Annotated in this window: 16 protein-coding genes and 4 tRNA genes; 16 read left to right on the forward strand and 4 right to left on the reverse strand. The window is 36.1% G+C overall.

Features of this window, described 5'->3' with window-relative positions:
- Nucleotides 1–44 precede the first annotated feature (44 nt).
- The 8 genes from adhE to nusG all read left to right on the forward strand — a co-directional run bounded on the left by adhE (nt 45) and on the right by nusG (nt 5,749).
- Complete coding sequence (adhE, locus tag GYY69_RS06955; RefSeq protein ID WP_174797021.1) at nt 45–2,741, forward strand: bifunctional acetaldehyde-CoA/alcohol dehydrogenase; 2,697 nt, start codon at nt 45–47, stop codon at nt 2,739–2,741.
- A 152-nt stretch (nt 2,742–2,893) separates the two neighbouring features.
- Nucleotides 2,894–2,969 (forward strand) — tRNA-Thr (locus tag GYY69_RS06960).
- Nucleotides 2,970–3,002: 33 nt separating this feature from the next.
- Nucleotides 3,003–3,087, forward strand: a tRNA-Tyr gene (locus GYY69_RS06965).
- 55 nt (nt 3,088–3,142) lie between these two features.
- Nucleotides 3,143–3,217: transfer RNA gene (locus GYY69_RS06970), tRNA-Gly, on the forward strand.
- Nucleotides 3,218–3,220: 3 nt separating this feature from the next.
- Nucleotides 3,221–3,296: transfer RNA gene (locus tag GYY69_RS06975), tRNA-Thr, on the forward strand.
- Between the two features lie 183 nt (nt 3,297–3,479).
- Nucleotides 3,480–4,664 carry an elongation factor Tu gene (gene tuf / locus GYY69_RS06980; RefSeq protein WP_065582082.1) on the forward strand — a complete coding sequence of 395 codons (1,185 nt, stop codon included), beginning with the start codon at nt 3,480–3,482 and terminating at the stop codon, nt 4,662–4,664.
- A gap of 133 nt (nt 4,665–4,797) precedes the next feature.
- Nucleotides 4,798–5,199 carry a preprotein translocase subunit SecE gene (gene secE / locus GYY69_RS06985; protein WP_065638494.1) on the forward strand — a complete coding sequence of 134 codons (402 nt, stop codon included), beginning with the start codon at nt 4,798–4,800 and terminating at the stop codon, nt 5,197–5,199.
- Between the two features lies 1 nt (nt 5,200).
- Nucleotides 5,201–5,749 carry a transcription termination/antitermination protein NusG gene (gene nusG / locus GYY69_RS06990; RefSeq protein WP_085248546.1) on the forward strand — a complete coding sequence of 183 codons (549 nt, stop codon included), beginning with the start codon at nt 5,201–5,203 and terminating at the stop codon, nt 5,747–5,749.
- Between the two features lie 217 nt (nt 5,750–5,966).
- Here nusG and GYY69_RS06995 read toward each other — a convergent pair whose 3' ends face one another.
- On the reverse strand, nt 5,967–6,518 hold the full coding sequence (locus GYY69_RS06995) for an HPP family protein (RefSeq protein ID WP_174797022.1): 552 nt from the start codon (nt 6,516–6,518) through the stop codon (nt 5,967–5,969).
- A 180-nt stretch (nt 6,519–6,698) separates the two neighbouring features.
- Between GYY69_RS06995 and GYY69_RS07000 the strand changes: the two genes are divergently transcribed.
- Nucleotides 6,699–7,271, forward strand: coding sequence for a TetR/AcrR family transcriptional regulator (locus tag GYY69_RS07000; RefSeq protein ID WP_174797023.1), 573 nt, complete (start codon nt 6,699–6,701; stop codon nt 7,269–7,271).
- Nucleotides 7,272–7,338: 67 nt separating this feature from the next.
- Here GYY69_RS07000 and GYY69_RS07005 read toward each other — a convergent pair whose 3' ends face one another.
- Together GYY69_RS07005 and GYY69_RS07010 are read right to left on the reverse strand one after the other, a co-directional pair.
- A complete protein-coding gene (locus GYY69_RS07005) occupies nt 7,339–9,261 on the reverse strand; it encodes an ABC transporter ATP-binding protein (RefSeq protein ID WP_174797024.1) in 1,923 nt (640 codons plus the stop codon).
- A gap of 145 nt (nt 9,262–9,406) precedes the next feature.
- A complete protein-coding gene (locus tag GYY69_RS07010) occupies nt 9,407–11,410 on the reverse strand; it encodes an OPT family oligopeptide transporter (RefSeq protein ID WP_174797025.1) in 2,004 nt (667 codons plus the stop codon).
- A 224-nt stretch (nt 11,411–11,634) separates the two neighbouring features.
- Here GYY69_RS07010 and mazG point away from each other — a divergent pair, with 224 nt between their 5' ends.
- The 3 genes from mazG (at nt 11,635) to GYY69_RS07025 (ending at nt 13,635) form a co-directional block, all read left to right on the forward strand.
- Nucleotides 11,635–12,438 (forward strand): nucleoside triphosphate pyrophosphohydrolase, encoded by an 804-nt coding sequence (gene mazG / locus GYY69_RS07015; RefSeq protein WP_202984966.1) that lies wholly within the window; start codon nt 11,635–11,637, stop codon nt 12,436–12,438.
- Nucleotides 12,431–12,871, forward strand: coding sequence for a hypothetical protein (locus GYY69_RS07020; RefSeq protein WP_174797026.1), 441 nt, complete (start codon nt 12,431–12,433; stop codon nt 12,869–12,871). Before mazG ends, GYY69_RS07020 begins: the two co-directional genes overlap by 8 nt.
- Nucleotides 12,872–12,942: 71 nt before the next feature.
- Nucleotides 12,943–13,635, forward strand: coding sequence for a glutathione S-transferase N-terminal domain-containing protein (locus tag GYY69_RS07025; protein WP_202984967.1), 693 nt, complete (start codon nt 12,943–12,945; stop codon nt 13,633–13,635).
- A gap of 434 nt (nt 13,636–14,069) precedes the next feature.
- On the opposite strand, the gene GYY69_RS12855 is transcribed toward GYY69_RS07025, so the two are convergent.
- The gene (locus tag GYY69_RS12855; RefSeq protein WP_255458436.1) at nt 14,070–14,204 is read right to left on the reverse strand and encodes a hypothetical protein; all 135 of its coding nucleotides are present in this window, start codon (nt 14,202–14,204) and stop codon (nt 14,070–14,072) included.
- Between the two features lie 188 nt (nt 14,205–14,392).
- On the opposite strand from GYY69_RS12855, the gene GYY69_RS07030 reads away from it, so the two are divergent.
- The 4 genes from GYY69_RS07030 to GYY69_RS07045 all read left to right on the forward strand — a co-directional run bounded on the left by GYY69_RS07030 (nt 14,393) and on the right by GYY69_RS07045 (nt 18,317).
- Entirely contained in the window at nt 14,393–14,929 is a 537-nt protein-coding gene (locus GYY69_RS07030) for a hypothetical protein (protein WP_174797027.1), read from the forward strand.
- A gap of 782 nt (nt 14,930–15,711) precedes the next feature.
- The gene (gene trmB / locus GYY69_RS07035) at nt 15,712–16,413 is read left to right on the forward strand and encodes a tRNA (guanosine(46)-N7)-methyltransferase TrmB (protein WP_174797028.1); all 702 of its coding nucleotides are present in this window, start codon (nt 15,712–15,714) and stop codon (nt 16,411–16,413) included.
- 18 nt (nt 16,414–16,431) lie between these two features.
- Nucleotides 16,432–17,157 (forward strand): oxygen-insensitive NADPH nitroreductase, encoded by a 726-nt coding sequence (gene nfsA / locus GYY69_RS07040; protein ID WP_174797029.1) that lies wholly within the window; start codon nt 16,432–16,434, stop codon nt 17,155–17,157.
- Nucleotides 17,154–18,317 carry a histidine-type phosphatase gene (locus GYY69_RS07045; protein WP_174797030.1) on the forward strand — a complete coding sequence of 388 codons (1,164 nt, stop codon included), beginning with the start codon at nt 17,154–17,156 and terminating at the stop codon, nt 18,315–18,317. Before nfsA ends, GYY69_RS07045 begins: the two co-directional genes overlap by 4 nt.
- Nucleotides 18,318–18,410: the final 93 nt, after the last annotated feature.

Consider the following 18,410-nt stretch of genomic DNA (forward strand, 5'->3'; position numbering starts at 1 on the left):
CGCCAAACGATCCCGATTTATTTTTTAATTTCAAGGAGAAATCTATGGCAGTAACTAATATGAATGAGTTAAATGAGTTAATGGCTCGTGTCAAAAAAGCACAGGAGACTTATTCAACTTATACTCAAGAGCAAGTTGACAAAATCTTTGTGGCAGCAGCAACCGCCGCTGCCGCTGCACGTATCCCTCTTGCACAGCAAGCTGTTGCTGAGTCAGGAATGGGAATTGTTGAAGATAAAGTCATAAAAAATCTTTTTGCTGCAGAGTATATTTTAAACAAATATCGTCACGATAAAACTTGTGGCGTCGTGGCTGAGAATGAACCATTTGGTACTATTACTATAGCAGAACCACTTGGTATTATTTGTGGAATTGTTCCTACCACTAATCCAACTTCTACCGCAATATTCAAATCTCTAATTAGTCTAAAAACACGTAATGCAATTGTCTTCTCTCCACATCCTAGAGCCAAAAAATCAACGATTGAAGCAGCTCGAATTGTGTTAGATGCGGCAATAAAAGCCGGTGCACCAAAAGATATTATTGGTTGGATTGATGAACCATCTATCGAATTATCAAATGCATTAATGCATCACGATGATGTGGCTGCTATTTTAGCAACGGGCGGACCGGGTATGGTTAAAGCAGCTTATAGTTCTGGTAAACCAGCATTAGGTGTTGGAGCCGGTAATACACCTGTTGTTATTGATGAAACAGCTGATTTAAAACGTGCTGTGGCTTCTGTACTTATGTCTAAAACCTTTGATAATGGTATGATTTGTGCTTCAGAACAAGCTATTGTGGTTGTTGATTCTGTGTATGATGAAGTGCGCCGTTTATTAACCCAATATGGCGCATATGTTTTAAATGCTAAAGAAACGAAAGCAGTGCAAGGCATCATTTTAAACGATAAAGGTGCATTAAATGCTAATATTGTTGGTCAACCAGCAACAAAAATTGCTGAAATGGCTGGTTTTAAAGTGCCTGCAGGTTCAAAAGTCCTTGTCGGTGAAGTGAGTAAAGTCGATTTATCTGAACCATTTGCCCATGAAAAACTTTCACCAACGCTAGCCATGTTTAAAGCGAAAGATTTTACTGAAGCGGTAGATAAAGCGGAAAAATTAGTTGAAATGGGGGGAATGGGGCATACTTCTGTTCTTTACACTGATCAAGATAGCAACCGTGAACGTATTGCTTATTTTGGTAGTAAAATGAAAACTTGCCGTATTTTAATTAATCAACCAGCGGCTCATGGTGGTATTGGTGATTTGTATAATTTTGATTTAGCGCCATCTTTAACTTTAGGATGTGGCTCTTGGGGTGGAAACTCGGTATCTGAAAATGTTGGACCGAAGCACTTAATCAATAAGAAAACAATCGCTAAGAGAGCAGAAAATATGTTGTGGCATAAATTACCAAGTTCTATCTATTTTAAACGTGGCTCACTACCTATAGCTTTAAATGAAGTGGTTGAGCAAGGTGCAAAACGTGTATTTTTGGTAACAGATAAATTTTTATTTAATAACGGCTACTCAAAACAAATCACTGACCAATTAGAAGCGCAGGGTGTTATTTGCGAAACTTTCTTTGATGTTGAAGCAGATCCTACATTAAGTGTTGTCCGTAAAGGTACCGACTCAATGCAAGCATTCCAACCGGATACAATTATCGCTTTAGGCGGTGGTTCACCAATGGATGCGGCTAAAATCATGTGGGTTTTATATGAGCATCCTGAAACCAAATTCGAAGAATTAGCATTGCGCTTTATGGATATCCGTAAACGTGCTTGCCACTTCCCAAATATGGGTCAAAAAGCAAAATTAATTTGTGTAACAACGACATCAGGTACGGGTTCTGAAGTGACACCATTTGCAGTTGTTACCGATGATGCAACGGGGCAAAAATATCCATTAGCCGATTATGCAATTACGCCACACATGGCTATTGTTGATGCTAATTTAGTGATGAATATGCCTCGCTCGCTTTGTGCTGCTGGTGGTTATGATGCCGTAACGCATGCATTAGAGGCTTATGTATCAGTCATGGCTAGTGAGTTTTCTGATGGACAAGCATTACAAGCTCTAAGCATACTTAAAACTTATCTACCTACAAGTTATCGGGAAGGTGCTAAAAATTCTGTTGCCCGAGAAAAAGTACATAGTGCAGCGACATTAGCAGGGGTTGCTTTTGCTCAGGCATTCCTTGGTGTTTGTCACTCAATGGCGCATAAAATTGGTGCTGCTTTCCATATTCCACATGGTGTGGCAAATGCGATGTTAATTAGTAATGTGGTGCGTTTTAATGCAACTGACAAACCAACTAAGCAAGGCACATTTAGCCAATACGGTTATCCAAAAGCAATTATCCGCTATGCAGAAGTTGCTGATCATTTAGGTTTAACCGCAGCTACTGATAAAGATGAGAAGAAAGTCGAGAAATTAATTGGTTGGTTAGATCAACTTAGAAAAGATCTTGATATCCCATTTTCTATCAAAGAATTTGGTGTGGATGAAAAAACTTTCTTGGCTCAAGTCGATCAATTAGCGGTTGATGCCTTTGATGACCAATGTACAGGCGCTAATCCTCGTTATCCTTTAATTGCAGAGTTAAAACAAATTCTGCTTGATACCTATTATGGTCGTGCATATCAGGACAAAGGGGACATTAGTGAGGATGTTGCTGTACATACCGCAGCAAAAGGTGTTGAGACCCCTAAGAAAAAAGTTGCTAAAAAGAAATAATATAAATTAATTTTTTGATTAAAAAAAGGTCTGAAATAGCTTATGTTTCAGGCCTTTTTTATGTTTTTGATTTTTTTTTAAGCAAACAAAATAAAATTTGTTTTTTTTGCTTGCAAGGTTAAATATTCTAGTCCATAATGCGCAGCACTTAGGCCGGCTTAGCTCAGTAGGTAGAGCAACTGACTTGTAATCAGTAGGTCGCCAGTTCGATTCCGGCAGCCGGCACCATTTTCCTAAGTAGACAAATTTATAAAGATTCGGGGTGGGGTTCCCGAGCGGCCAAAGGGAGCAGACTGTAAATCTGCCGTGTCACACTTCGAAGGTTCGAATCCTTCCCCCACCACCATCATCTAATATTAGCAATAGCTAATTGAAGCATTTAGGTAGCCGAGTTTGAACATGCGGGCATCGTATAATGGCTATTACCTCAGCCTTCCAAGCTGATGATGCGGGTTCGATTCCCGCTGCCCGCTCCAATTGCTGATATAGCTCAGTTGGTAGAGCGCACCCTTGGTAAGGGTGAGGTCGGCAGTTCAAATCTGCCTATCAGCACCATTCTTGTTAATTTCCTAAACTTCTAAAAATATCGAATTTGCCTGCTTTAATGCTTGTCACTAGATAGCTTTATCTGTTATCATTCAGAGCTAATTTTAAGTTAGTATTATGTTGATATTAAATATGATACTTGGTTAATGTGGTGAATCACCACCGATTTGTATTACATTTGAGGGACAATCGATGTCTAAAGAAAAATTTGAACGTACAAAACCCCACGTTAACGTTGGTACAATCGGCCACGTTGACCACGGTAAAACAACTTTAACTGCGGCAATTACTTCTGTACTTGCTAAAAAATACGGCGGTCAAGCTCGTGCATTCGATCAAATCGATAACGCACCAGAAGAAAAAGCACGTGGTATCACCATCAACACTTCACACGTTGAATATGACACACCAACTCGTCACTACGCACACGTAGACTGCCCGGGCCATGCTGACTATGTTAAAAACATGATCACTGGTGCGGCACAAATGGACGGTGCTATCTTAGTCGTAGCAGCAACAGATGGTCCTATGCCACAAACTCGTGAGCACATTCTTTTAGGTCGTCAAGTAGGTGTTCCTTACATCATCGTATTCTTAAACAAATGTGATATGGTTGATGACGAAGAGTTATTAGAATTAGTTGAAATGGAAGTACGTGAACTTCTATCTCAATATGATTTCCCAGGTGATGATACACCAGTGATTCGTGGTTCAGCGCTAAAAGCGTTAGAAGGCGAAGCAGCATGGGAAGACAAAATTGTTGAATTAGCTGAAGCATTAGACAGCTATATCCCAGAGCCAGAGCGTGATATCGACAAACCATTCCTATTACCAATTGAAGATGTATTCTCAATTTCAGGTCGTGGTACAGTAGTAACAGGTCGTGTTGAACGCGGTGTTATCAAAGTTGGTGAAGAAGTTGAAATCGTGGGTATCAAACCGACAACTAAAACCACTTGTACTGGTGTTGAAATGTTCCGTAAATTACTTGACGAAGGTCGTGCGGGTGAAAACGTTGGTGTATTACTACGTGGTACAAAACGTGAAGAAATCGAACGTGGTCAAGTACTTGCAAAACCAGGTTCAATTACACCACATACTGATTTTGAATCAGAAGTGTATATCTTAAGCAAAGATGAAGGTGGTCGTCATACTCCATTCTTTAAAGGTTACCGTCCACAGTTCTACTTCCGTACAACTGACGTAACAGGTACTATCGAATTACCAGAAGGTGTAGAAATGGTAATGCCTGGTGATAACATTAAAATGACAGTATCATTAATTCACCCAATTGCGATGGCTGAAGGTTTACGTTTTGCGATTCGTGAAGGTGGTCGTACTGTTGGTGCTGGTGTTGTTGCTAAAGTTATTAAGTAATTCAAGCATTAGCGACCATAGAGAGGGTATCGATTGATGCCCTTTCTTATCTAGTCTGTTTAGCAAAATGCTTTTTTGAAAGAGCATTTTGGAAAATAGATATTATTATACACAACATAATCATAGGTTTTATATGCTAGTAAGTAACGAGAGTCAAGATACAAATATTATTCTAGACAAAACAAAATGGATTTTAGTTCTAGTATTGATTGCGTTTGTTGTTTGGGGAAATTTTTATTTTGCTAAACCTAATGATATTTATCAACCTAATACAATCGTTCGGACTATTGCGGTTGTAGTCGTTTCCCTATTAACTTTGTTCATTGCGTTCACAACAAATAAAGGCAAAGCGTTCTTTGTATTTTTACAAGAATCCCGAAAAGAGTTAAGAAAAGTGGTATGGCCTACGCGTAAAGAAACAGGTCAAACAACTTTATTAATTGCTGCAATTACTATTATTGTTGGCTTGTCGCTTTGGGGAATGGATTCTTTATTTCGTTCAATAGTCTTTTATTTAACTTCAATAGGGCGTTAATATGAGTGAAACACAACAACAAAAACGATGGTATGTTATTCAAGCTTATTCTGGTTACGAAGCGCGTGTTGCACAATCATTACGTGAATATATCAAATTGCATAATATGGAAGATGCATTTGGTGAAGTATTAGTGCCAACGGAAGAAGTCGTTGAAATGAAAAGTGGTCAACGTCGTAAAAGTGAACGAAAATTTTTCCCTGGTTATGTATTAGTTGAAATGATGATGAATGATGCAACTTGGCATTTAGTGAAAAGTGTGCCAAGAACAATGGGCTTTATTGGTGGTACTTCTGATAGACCAGCACCTATTAGCCAACGCGAAGTTGATGCTATCATGAACCGTTTGCAACAAGTTGGTGATAAACCGCGTCCTAAAACCTTGTTTGAGCCAGGTGAACTTGTTCGTGTTAACGAAGGTCCATTTGCTGACTTTAACGGCGTTGTTGAAGAAGTTGACTACGAAAAAAGCCGCTTAAAAGTATCCGTTTCTATTTTTGGACGTTCAACGCCTGTAGAGCTTGATTTTAGTCAAGTGGAGAAAAGCTAATCTTTTGATATAGTTTTTTCACTGAATTAGCAGTATCTTTTACAAAACCACAAGAGTCTATCTTGTGGTTTTTCTTTTATAAAATAAATATAATGCCTTTCGAGAATTTGAGAATAATAGTTCTGTTTCTAATATATTTAATCAAAGTGAGTCGCCAAGGTAGATAAAACTACTATCGGATCATAATTTAACTTATTATTAATATAATACAGGCAATCTATTCTTTTTTAGATTTTTTTATTCTTTTACCCATATCAAAGTGATATCCCAACCAATAGTTAGGCCAGCGTGCTTCGATTGCTATATTATTAACTATTAAAGCAACCATGACTAATAAAACCGAACCTATAAGTACTGGTGTTATCAAGAATGAATAGTCAGTAATTCCGGACATCATGATTAGAATAGGGTTTGCACCAGCTGGAGCGTGAACTACACGTAGTAACTGCATCAATGCGATAGATGTCCCAACTGCTAATGCTATCGGTATAATTCCATTACTAAATAAATTAATGAACAACACACCTATAAAAGACGAAATAAAATGCCCTCCTATAACACTTCTTGGTTGTGCTAATGGAGATTTAGATACAGCAAATAACAAGACGCATGTTGCGCCAAATGGAGCCATAATTGCTAATGTACCTGCCCACTGAGTGATTACGAGCAAAGTCAAAATCCCTAAAGCACCCCCAATAAATCCTCTCAATATAGCTATTGCGTGAGGTTTAGGTGGCATCACCTCTCCTCCTTTTAATTTTTCTAGCATAAATCTCTCCTGTTTGGTTAATGTGGGATTTTAATAAAACTAGTAATCACACTAAGTAAACGGCATCGTTTACTTAGTGTATATTTATTAACTATAAGGGTCAAATATTATTTATAATTAACTATATTAGAGTTGTTGTGATAGAATCAAAAATATTCTAACAATTACAAATAATAAAAAATGAAATTGAAGCCTGAAATTGTTGATACGATACTTGTTGCAGCTGAATCGCTGTTTAATGAATATGGTTATCATCCTGTTAGTTTAGAGCTTGTTGCAGAAAATGCAGGTGTATCAAAAAGAACATTATATAAATATTTTGGTGATAAAAATGGGCTTGTAAGTAAAGTGTTACTTAAGAGGAATGATTTTTTTAAAAAATCACTGACAGATGTTATCGCTGTTTTTTCTGAGAAAAAAGACAAAATCAATGCAATTATTTCATGGCATATAAAATGGTTTAAGAATGATAATTACCGCGGTTGCATGTTTGTACGAGCTAAGTCTGAATATAACAATAAAAGCGAAGAAATATGCGCTATTGTTAGTGAACATAAAAAATGGATTCAAGATAGGATTTTTGAATGTCTAGGAGGCACAAAGTCATGTCAACAAGCATCTTGTCTAATTATGTTGATACTTGAAGGTATGATATCTTGCACATCCGTTTTTGGTATTGACGGATATGATTTTGAACAGGCAAAAATGTATATCTATGATATCGTCGATAACATTGGCGAGGATAACCTATGAATTTAAATAGCTGGCTTATAGACAATGGATAGCCATTACCTAAAGCCTCTTAATCGAAATGATCAATTTAATCTAAATTAAACGATTCCAGCTGTTGTTGTAATTCTAACCATTGTAGTTCTGTTTCTTCTAATCGATTTTTAAGTTGGCTTTGCTCTAGTAACAAAGTTGTAAGTTCGTTTTTTTTGCTCGCATCATAGATTGCAGGATCAGACAGTTGTTCTTCAATTTGCTTTAATTGATGGGTTAATTTATCAAGCATCTGTTCTTCTTTTTGTAACTGTTTTTTTATTGGCTGCATTTGTGCACGTAATTCAGCTTGTTTACGTTTTTGCTCTTTACGATCTTGAGCTGATATATTACTTGCATTTTCTTTTTTTGGTGAATTTATTTCGTCATTTGATTGGTTATCATTTTTTTGTGCTTCGGCTAACCATTTTTGATAATCATCAAGATCGCCGTCAAATGGTTCAACTTTATGATCATGGACTAAATAGAATTCATCAGTGGTCGAACGTAGTAAATGGCGATCATGTGACACCACAACTAATGCACCGTCAAAATCAATTAGTGCTTCAGTCAACGCTTGTCGCATATCTAAATCTAGATGGTTAGTTGGTTCGTCTAATAAAAGAAGATTCGGTTTTTGCCAGACAATTAAGGCTAAAACAAGTCGCGCCTTTTCACCACCCGAGAAAGTTTTAACTGGCTCGGTGACTTTATCGCCTTGAAAATCAAATCCACCTAAATAATTACGCAGTTCTTGCTCTGTATTTTTCGGTTCGGCAAGTTGCGTTAAATGCCAAAGTGGTGACTCATCGGGGCGTAGATATTCTAATTGATGTTGAGCAAAATAGCCTAATTTAACACCTTTAGCGAGATTAATATGTCCTTCTTTAGGTGCAAGTTCTTCGGCGAGTAATTTAATAAGCGTTGATTTCCCTGCACCATTGCGCCCTAATAAGCCAATGCGCGAGCCCGGAACTAAATTAAGTTTAATTTTTTCTAGTATAATTTTATCATCGTAACCCGCTACGACTTTGTCCATCATTAACAAAGGGCTTGGTAAGAATTCAGATGGCTTAAAATTAAAATGAAATGGATTATCAACATGCGCAGGTGCAATCAGTTCCATTCTTTCTAACATTTTTATACGGCTTTGTGCCTGTTTAGCTTTTGTTGCTTTGGCTCTAAAGCGATCGATATAATTTTGTAAGTGTGCAACTTTGAGTTGTTGGCTTTCATAAAGAGACTGTTGTTGAGCAAGTTTAGTTGAACGTTGGATCTCAAAGGAGGAATAATTGCCCGTATATTCAAATAAACTTTTTTGTTCAATATGAATAATTTTATTGACTAAAGGATCTAAAAAATCACGATCGTGAGAGATTAAAATCAACGTTCCTGGATAGTTACTTAACCATTTTTCAAGCCAAATGACGGCATCTAAATCAAGGTGATTGGTTGGTTCATCAAGCAATAATAAATCAGAACGACACATTAATGCCTGAGCCAAATTTAATCGCATTCGCCAACCACCAGAATAGGATTTAACCGGTAACATTAATTGTTCATTAGAAAATCCCAGTCCATGTAGTAGCGTTGCGGCTCGAGCGCGAATTGTCCATGCATCAATGGTATCAAGCTTTTCATGAATAATCGCAATTTGCTGACCATTATTTTGTTCATTAGCGGTATCTAACTGTTTTTCTAATTGTCGATACTCACGATCGCCATCAATGGCATATTCAATCGCAGGGATATCTAATGCCGGAGTTTCTTGATTGACCCAAGCGAGTTGCCATTGCGATGGTATATTTAACGTGCCAGCATCAGCTTGAATTTCACCTTTAATTAGTGAAAACAGCGTCGATTTTCCACAACCATTTTTACCCACTAACCCAACTTTTTGTTGAGGATTAATGGTTGCTGAAGCATTATCTAAAAGCAAGTTAACGCCTCGGCGCACTTGGATTGAATCAAAAACTATCATGATATTTTTGTCTATTATTCAAAATAAAATAGGTTAATAAAAATTGTTTTAATCATCCAAAATCAGGGACGTTATAAAACAATCAATTTAAACAAAAAAGCCCTTTGTTAAAACAAAAAGGGCTTAAATTTAATTATTCACAGGACTATTTTTTTATTGCTGATAAAGCACGACGAATAAAGAACGTACATATACCAACAAAAACAAAGAGACCTAAAAGTTGAGGTAACATACCTAAATCGAGCGGTAGTGCAAGTGGAGCATCATTTCCACCATTGGTGATGCTAATCACAATCACAATGGCTAATAAAACGCCCACTAAGCTTTCACCAACAATCAAGCCTGATGCAATTAATGCCGCTTTACGATCAGCTTTTTTGAATTGCTCTTCTGGATCTAAATTTTGTGCTTTGGCTTTTTTGTAAGCATTACGTTTAATTACCCATGATAATAAAGTGCCAATAAAAATTGGTGTTGTGATGCTTGGTGGTAAATAAATGCCTAAACCAACAGCAAGTGCAGGTATGCGAAAGTTAGATTTATTTTGGGCAAGAATTAAATCAATAATAATAATGACAGCGCCTAAAGCAAGCCCTATTAAAATCATTGTCCAGTCAAGTTGATGGGCAAAAATACCTTTAGCAATTGTTGTCATCAGTGTTGCTTGTGGTGCTGCCAAAACTTGAGTTGCATCCATATCAGAACGAGGTAAAGCGCCAGTAAAGCCGTAAGCGTTATATAAAATCTCTAAAATAGGCGCAATAACAATTGCACCAACAACACAGCCAATTAATAATGCCACTTGTTGTTTCCATGGAGTAGCATTAACCAAATGACCTGTTTTTAGGTCTTGTAAATTATCATTTGAGATACACGCTATTGCCAAAACAGCACTAGTAGTAAAGAGTGCAAGGGCTGTGGCAAAGTTGGAGCCTTCAATAGAAGCTAGCATACCATTCGCTTCACCTAAACCTAATAAAATTAATGAAATGACAACCACTGCAACAATTGCTATTCCTGATATTGGGCTTGCTGATGAGCCAACAAGTCCAGCCATATAACCACACGCGGCAGCCACTAAAAAGCCCATAATAAAAGCAAATAATACAGCGCAAAAAACTAATGTCCAAGCCATGCCTGCTGATAATCCACTATCGGCAATAAAGCTATAAAAAGTCACTAACAAAATAACTAACATACCACCCATAATTAATAAAATAGCTTTAGGTGATAAATCCCGCTCGGTTGATGCAATATCGTTGCCAGACACATCTGAACGCATACTTTTAAATGATATTTTTAAACCTTCAATCATCGGTTTGATTAATGTTAGTAATGTCCAAACCGCTGCAATAGCAATGACTCCCGCACCAATAAAGCGTATATCTTTTGCCCAAAATCCCATTGCAACTTTAGATAAAGGCTGACTGGTATCATAATCGGTGATTGCACTTAAAATTGGAACACCAAATACCCAACCAATAATAGTTCCAATTAAAATAGCAATGCCTGACATAATTCCGATCAAATAACCCGCACTCAGTAACGCTAACGAGAATCCCATAGGCAGTTGAAAAATGGATTTGCCAGCGGTAAACCAATAAGCAGTGCTTTCAGATAACAGGCGAAAACCATTAGTAAAAAGGCTAACAATAGAGGCAATGATACCGCCAAATAAAATATCCTTTAAACCATCATTAGCTTCTTTATTATCGGATTTAGATCCCGCCTTTAAAATTTCAGCAGCAGCCACCCCCTCAGGATATGGCAAATTACTTTTAACGACCATAACATGACGCAATGGAATTGAAAATAAAACCCCAAGCATTCCGCCTGCGGCACATATTGCGAAGGTTAGCCAAAAAGGAAAGTCTTGCCAGTAACCAATCATTAACAAACCCGGAAGCACAAAAATAATTGAAGATAATGTTCCTGCTGCTGATGCCTGAGTTTGCACCATGTTATTTTCTAAAATAGTTGAACCCGAAAACAGTTTCAATATTGCCATTGAAATCACTGCCGCAGGAATTGCGGATGAAAACGTTAATCCAACTTTCAAACCAAGATAAACATTTGATGCAGTAAAAATGACAGTAATAAGAGCGCCAAGAATGGTGCCCCTTAAAGTAAGTTCACGTAAATTATTCATATATCAATAAAGTTAATTTAATAGGGGAGTATTATATACTTAATTCGCTTTTATCGCCTAGAAGTTCCGTAAATAGCTCTAGTTTAGTGGCTTTTATCATTATTTTGGGTGAAATAATTAGCAAAAATATCAAAATATATTGGCATTAACCTTTAAAAAAATAACCGTTTTATTATGAAACCTTTACAATGATGCTGATTAATTACTTATTTGTGGGGGATATTTTGAACGCATTACAGCGCTTACAAGCTATTATCAAACAACTTCGTGATCCTGTTAATGGTTGTGAATGGGATCGAGTTCAAACTTTTGCATCACTAAAATCGTATACTTTAGAAGAAACTTATGAAGTTTTGGATGCAATTGATAAGCAAGATATGGATGAATTAAAAAAAGAACTTGGTGATTTACTATTTCATATTGTTTTTTATGCTGATTTAGCCGAAGAACAAGGAAGCTTTGATTTTGATGAGGTCTGTTTAGCGGTTGCTGATAAGTTAGTTTATCGTCATCCCCATATTTTTACCGAAAATAAGGTAGAAAAACCTAACTGGGAACAACTTAAACAAAAAGAACGTGATCAAAAAGCACAATACTCATTGCTCGATGATATTCCCCAAGCAATACCCGCCTTAATGCAAGCTGAAAAAATTCAAAAGCGTTGTGCTTCGGTTGGTTTTGATTGGCATGATATAAAACCTGTGCTTGATAAAGTTAAAGAGGAAATTGGTGAAGTTGAGCAAGAGCTTGAACGAAACAAGCAAGATCCACAAAAAATTGAAGAAGAGTTAGGTGATTTACTGTTTGCGACCGTCAATTTAGCTAGGCATTTAAAGGTTAAATCTGAACTCTGCTTACAGCAAGCTAATAAAAAATTTACTCGGCGATTTCAGCAAGTAGAATCGATACTTAAACAAAAAAATCTGGCTTTGACTGATGCAACGCTTGAACAAATGGAAGACGCGTGGCAAAGTGTTAAACAATTAGAACAGATTAAACTCAATAGCGAAGTGGATAAAAATGACTGAACAAAAAAATGAACTGTATCAAGAAATCGAAGCATGGGCACAAAATGCGATATTAAATAGTCCAACATGGAGCATTAATCAGCTTGATTACTCAGAAAAAAGCATTACAGTTGTTGAAATGATCATCAGTGAACTGGCTGAAAAGAACTTCAGCATATCAGAAGAACAACTCAACATGATATCGCAAGAATACGGATGTTATTTATTACTCACCGCCCATAAATTATACGGAGGTGAATTTTATTGGAACGAAGAGTTTGAACAACCCATGTTAATTTGCTGTGAACCTGATGCCATGATAATCCTCATGACATGGAACAAAGTAAAAGGACGATTAGTAGGGGATAAAGCCGATCATATTGCCTATTTCTTAGATGAATTTGGTAAAGCGACTTTCCAGCCAGAAAAAGGCAAACATGTGGTTTATTTGTAATAAAAACAAAACGACGAAAACAGATAAATATGAATTATCCATTATGTTATTAAATTAAATGGAGGTTGGACGTGAGTTATAAACTTTATATAGGCAATAAAAACTACTCAACATGGTCTATGCGACCTTGGGTTGCAATGAAGCATTTTGGCATCCCTTTTGATGAACAGCTTATTCGATTTGATAACTTTGACGATAATTCTACTTTTAAAGCAACCGTATCGGCAATATCGAAATATGGAACAGTCCCCATTTTAGTTGATAATGATGTGGTTATATCTGATTCTTTGGCTATTTGTGAATACTTGGCTGAAAAACATACCAACTTAGCTTTATGGCCGACAGATACTAAAAAAAGAGCTATCGCTCGAAGTTTAGTGGCTAAAATGCATTCAGGGTTTCCTGCAATACGAAACCATTTACCGATGAATATTGAAGCGGAGTTTTTCGAAATAGGGCAAATTATTTTACGCGATCATGCTGATGTTAAAAACGAAATTTCTCATCTTGATGAATTGTTATCTTCCTTCTTAAGTCTTAATTCATCTCAATCTAACTACTTATTTGGTGAGTTTACTCTTGCTGATGCTTTCTATGCGCCAATGTGCTTAAGACTCAAAAATTTTGGTATTAAAACATCGGCAACGTTAGCCAACTACATTGACACTATTTGTCAAACTAATAGCGTTAAAGAATGGATAAATGGCGCAATGCAAGAAAAAGACCTTATTGTAATGGATGAACCTTATCGCCTACATAGATAATGAACACGTTCTTTGATATTTCAAGTAGTTGTGTGATAGTAGCTTCGTATATTTGAAGCTATATTATCATTTTCATGAGGAAAACTTCAGGTAGTTTATACTTCATGATGAAAATACTTTTATAAAAACTTATAAGGCGTTTTGTCGAAAATCGTTTGAATTTTTAGCTTTCTATTTTTTAAATAGCTAACCATTTGCTGATTATGCCTCGTCTCTATTAAAGTGCGTAGCACAATTTCCGCTTACTCATTTATTTGAGGGCTGGTGTGTTTGGTGAATTTTTAATTGATACGATGATTATCACACGTTTTAAAAAATGGGATACAGTGAAATTGCTATTCATTACCAAACGGTCTAGAATCCTGAATATTTTTTACAAAAATTTAGCTTAAAAAGTGAATGGTTGTGTCAATGCCCGATAGTGAGCATACAGCTTATCTATAAAATGACGCTATCTGTTCTCGTGTTTTATATTCAATGGGAATCGTGCTATTTAATGTCTCATTAGGTCCTTCGGTGCGATAAATGGTTGGGCAACTGACCGTAAAGTGGTTAGCCAAATCGGTCATGGTGATTTTTCTTTATGATATAAGCGCACTATATTGCTTGTTTGAGATACGGCGTTATGTCTATGCATTACAGCCATTTTGCAAATTACGGTAAACAACGCGCGTAATTCCTACAATTAGTGAATCAGCATAGATGCTGATATATAATTAAAAAATTATCAAGATAAACAACTATTGGGAGAAATGAAATGAAAATACCTACTTATTTACAAAAATACGCAGTAGATATTAAAGAAAATGACCCTGATTATAATGGGCTAACATCTTTGTATATCCAATCATCAAATAAAGAACAATGGTTCGAGATTTACTATTATGGTGAATTATACAATGGCTATATTACTGGAACAGAACCAACATTTTGCAACATGAAAGTTATTGCAAAATCCATTGAAAGCAAAGAAGAAATATTGCTGTTTGATGCCACAGAATACGGATATAATGGGATGTTTTGTGACGGTCACTCTAAAGAAGAGAAAAAGAATAGACCACTTACTAAACTTGATGTTCCTGCGTCAAGAATAAAACTAGCGATTGGATACAGTATTGATTATGAAGAAGAAAAAGAAGATTTTGACTTTGATGAAAATGGTCATGTAATACTGATTGATGATCGTAGAATAACGTGGCAAAACTTACAGCATGATGGTTTTGATTGGCTATATATTTTATTAATTGATGAAAATGGAGATGAGTTAGAAGTAGTCAATGAAGAACTTGCTTAAACTTGAGTTATTTTATTAACGACGATAGCGCTGTTAAACCACATGCAGCGATTTCGAGTAAACTGGCTTATGAGTTTTTGATGGATTCTTTTAACCGTGTAAATAACTCGGCGTTTTGCTATATATCATTTTTAATAATAACTAGTTGTTAATTAATAAAATATTGTCATTAACTAAATCAAAGAAGCTACAGTAAAAGCAACAAATATGTACCAGCAATAAATATTGTAATGGACAATAGCATCTATAATATCCTTTATCTTTTGTATAAATAATATGTTGTCAGGAACATTATTTAGAATTTCTCTATTGTTTTTATACTAAAACGCATAGTTATCTGAAAGTTTTTGACAACTTTTTAGAATTTTAATCTAAAATCCAATAAAAAGACGATTTGGCTTTAATGCTACTGTAGTTGATATTGGTCGTTATACCGCACTTGTTTGTTATTTGCTACTGGTTGAGCGATATATCTCGTATTGAGTTATTGCCATTCTTACCCGACTTAGTGCACATAATGAGCTTTATTATCATGGTTCAGCTTGTTTGTTAGCCTAATTTATAAAATCTAAATTAAAAACCCATTTGTGCAAAAAATAATTTCCGAATGATGTTGAGATTTGTCAGTAATCTGATAGTGAAAATATTTGATATATTTTTATAAATCATTAATTAAAAAAATTTGACTGTAAGATGCTTTTGCGGTGAACGCAAAATCGAGTAAACTAGCAAAAAAACATTAATTAGTTTTAATAAATTCCGTAACCAAAGTAGATAACGTAATGAACGAACAAGTAAACTCAGATAATGAAAATATTAAATCAAAAAGAGCCATTCGTAGTTTTGTTTTGCGACAAGGTCGTTTAACAAAAGGTCAAGAACAAGCTTTAATAAACTTATGGCCTATATTTGGTATTGAATATGATGCAAATGCACCTATTTGTTTTGATGCTAATAAATCGCTAGTCCTTGAAATTGGGTTTGGTATGGGGGCTTCTTTAATTGAAATGGCCAAAAATGCACCTAATAAACACTTTTTAGGAATCGAAGTGCACAAGCCAGGGGTGGGCGCTTGTTTAATGGCGATTGAAGAAAACCAATTATCAAACTTAAACGTGATGTGCCATGATGCTGTTGAAGTATTAGAAAATATGATCCCAGATCATTCACTAGACAAAGTGCAAATCTTTTTTCCTGATCCTTGGCATAAAGCCAGACATAACAAACGCCGTATTATTCAACCCCAATTTGTACAGCTAATTCGGCAAAAATTAAAATTAGGTGGTATTTTGCACCTAGCAACGGATTGGCAACATTATGCTGAACATATGTTAGAGGTTTTAACCCAAGCAGAAGGTTTTGAAAACTTATCACCAAGTGGCAATTACATTCCAAGACCTGCTGATAGACCAATTACTAAATTTGAAAAACGAGGTCAAAATTTAGGTCATGGCGTTTGGGATCTCCAATTTGTAAATAAATAATGATGCTAAGGAGCCACTATGCAAAATGAAACGATCGATCTACTTTGTCGGCATCGCTCTATTCGTGCTTATAAAGCAACTAGCTTAACTCAAGAGCAAATAGCTTTAATTGTTAGCGCAGCACAGTCGGCTTCTAGTTCTAATTTGATTCAATGTTCAACAATTATTCGTATTACAGACCCCAGCGAACGCGAAAAACTAGCTCATTATGCAGGCGATCAAAAGTATGTTATCCAAGCACCTGAATTTTGGGTGTTTTGCGCCGATTTTAATCGCCATTATCAAATTGATCCAAAACTTAATCTTGGCAAAGCAGAGCAGCTATTATTGGGCTGTGTTGATACAGCAATTATGGCACAAAATGCCGTAACCGCAGCCGAATCATTAGGATTAGGTGCTGTATATATTGGCGGATTGCGTAATCATCTTGATAAAGTAACGCAATTACTTGATATACCGAAATACGTCCTGCCACTTTTTGGGCTTTGCCTTGGCTACCCCGATCATCATCCAGAACTAAAACCAAGATTACCAAAAGAGTTAGTGTTTTTTGAAAACCACTATCGACCAATTGATCATGCTATTTTGAAAAAGTATGATGCTCAAATGGATGAATACTATGAAACTCGGAGTACCAATCAGAAAGTCGGCGGTTGGAGTGATAAAATTGCTAATACAATAAATAATGAGCAACGCGATTTTATTCTCAATTATTTGCATAAACAAGGATGGATCACGAAATGAACAATAACCATTACCAATTAGATAAAGTCGTTATACTTAGCCGTCATGGTATTCGCACACCATTACAAAACACGTTACAATTTTTAGAGAAAGTCACTCGCTTTAAATGGCCAAAGTGGGATCACCCTTATGGTTATTTAACCATGCGTGGTGGAGTATTAGAAGCCTATTTTGGCCGCTATTTAGCAACTTGGCTTGAAAAAAACAATATAAAATTATCAACACATAATACTGAATTGTTTGTATATGCTAACAGCTTGCAAAGAACCGTCGCGACAGCTCAATTTTTGATAACAGGTGCCTTTGCTGGATATGATATTCCTATTCACCATAAATACCCGATTGAAAAAATGGATCTGATCTTCGATCCTAGTTTGCAAGACGATTCACCCGAATTTAAACATGCCGTATTGCATGATATCGATGAAGCTGACAAAGCGGCTAACATTTTTAGCAATCTAGCTCCTGCTTATGAAATTCTTTCTGATATTTTAGATTATAAAAATTCGCAGTTATATGCAAAATATCAATGTAATTTAGCCGATATTCCATCAGAACTCTATTTTAAAAAACACGAAGAACCAGCACTGCTAGGGCCTCTTGCAATAGGCGCTTCGGTCGTTGATGCATTTTTATTACAATACTATTCAGCCTTCCCTAAAGAACAAATCGCATGGGGCAGGCTAACTAGCCAAGAACAGTGGCAACAACTTATTGAAATTCGTAATCAATATATTAATTTAGTTTTCCATTCTAAAACACTTGCCAAACATTCTGCAACGCTCCTTATTAATATGATAAATGATCTTATGCACAAAGATAATAAAGTGAATCTACTGGTTGGGCACGATAGTACCATTGCAGCGTTACTTGGCATATTAAACTTTAAAGACTATCAGTTACCCAATCAATTTGAAACAACTCCCATCGGTGGGAAAGTGGCTTTACAGCGTTTTCGTCACTTACCTACGGGTGAATATTTCTTTAAAGCCGAATATATTTATCAAAGCTTTGAACAACTCCATAACTGGCAAGCACTCGATGCCAATAATCCGGCACAACACTATCAGCTTCAACTGGAAAATGCTTCTGTTAATAGTGATGGTTATTATGATTGGTCAGATTTTGAAAAACGAATGGAATCTATCAAGACTAAATAATTAACCATTAGATTACCTGATTACGCCTATCATGGTGGGAATTAGATTATCTCATATATTTATGTTCACCTTTACAAGGCTAATGTATGTTAA

The sequence above is a fragment of the Gilliamella sp. ESL0250 genome (assembly GCF_013345045.1).
In the GTDB taxonomy this organism is placed as follows: domain Bacteria; phylum Pseudomonadota; class Gammaproteobacteria; order Enterobacterales; family Orbaceae; genus Gilliamella; species Gilliamella apicola_H.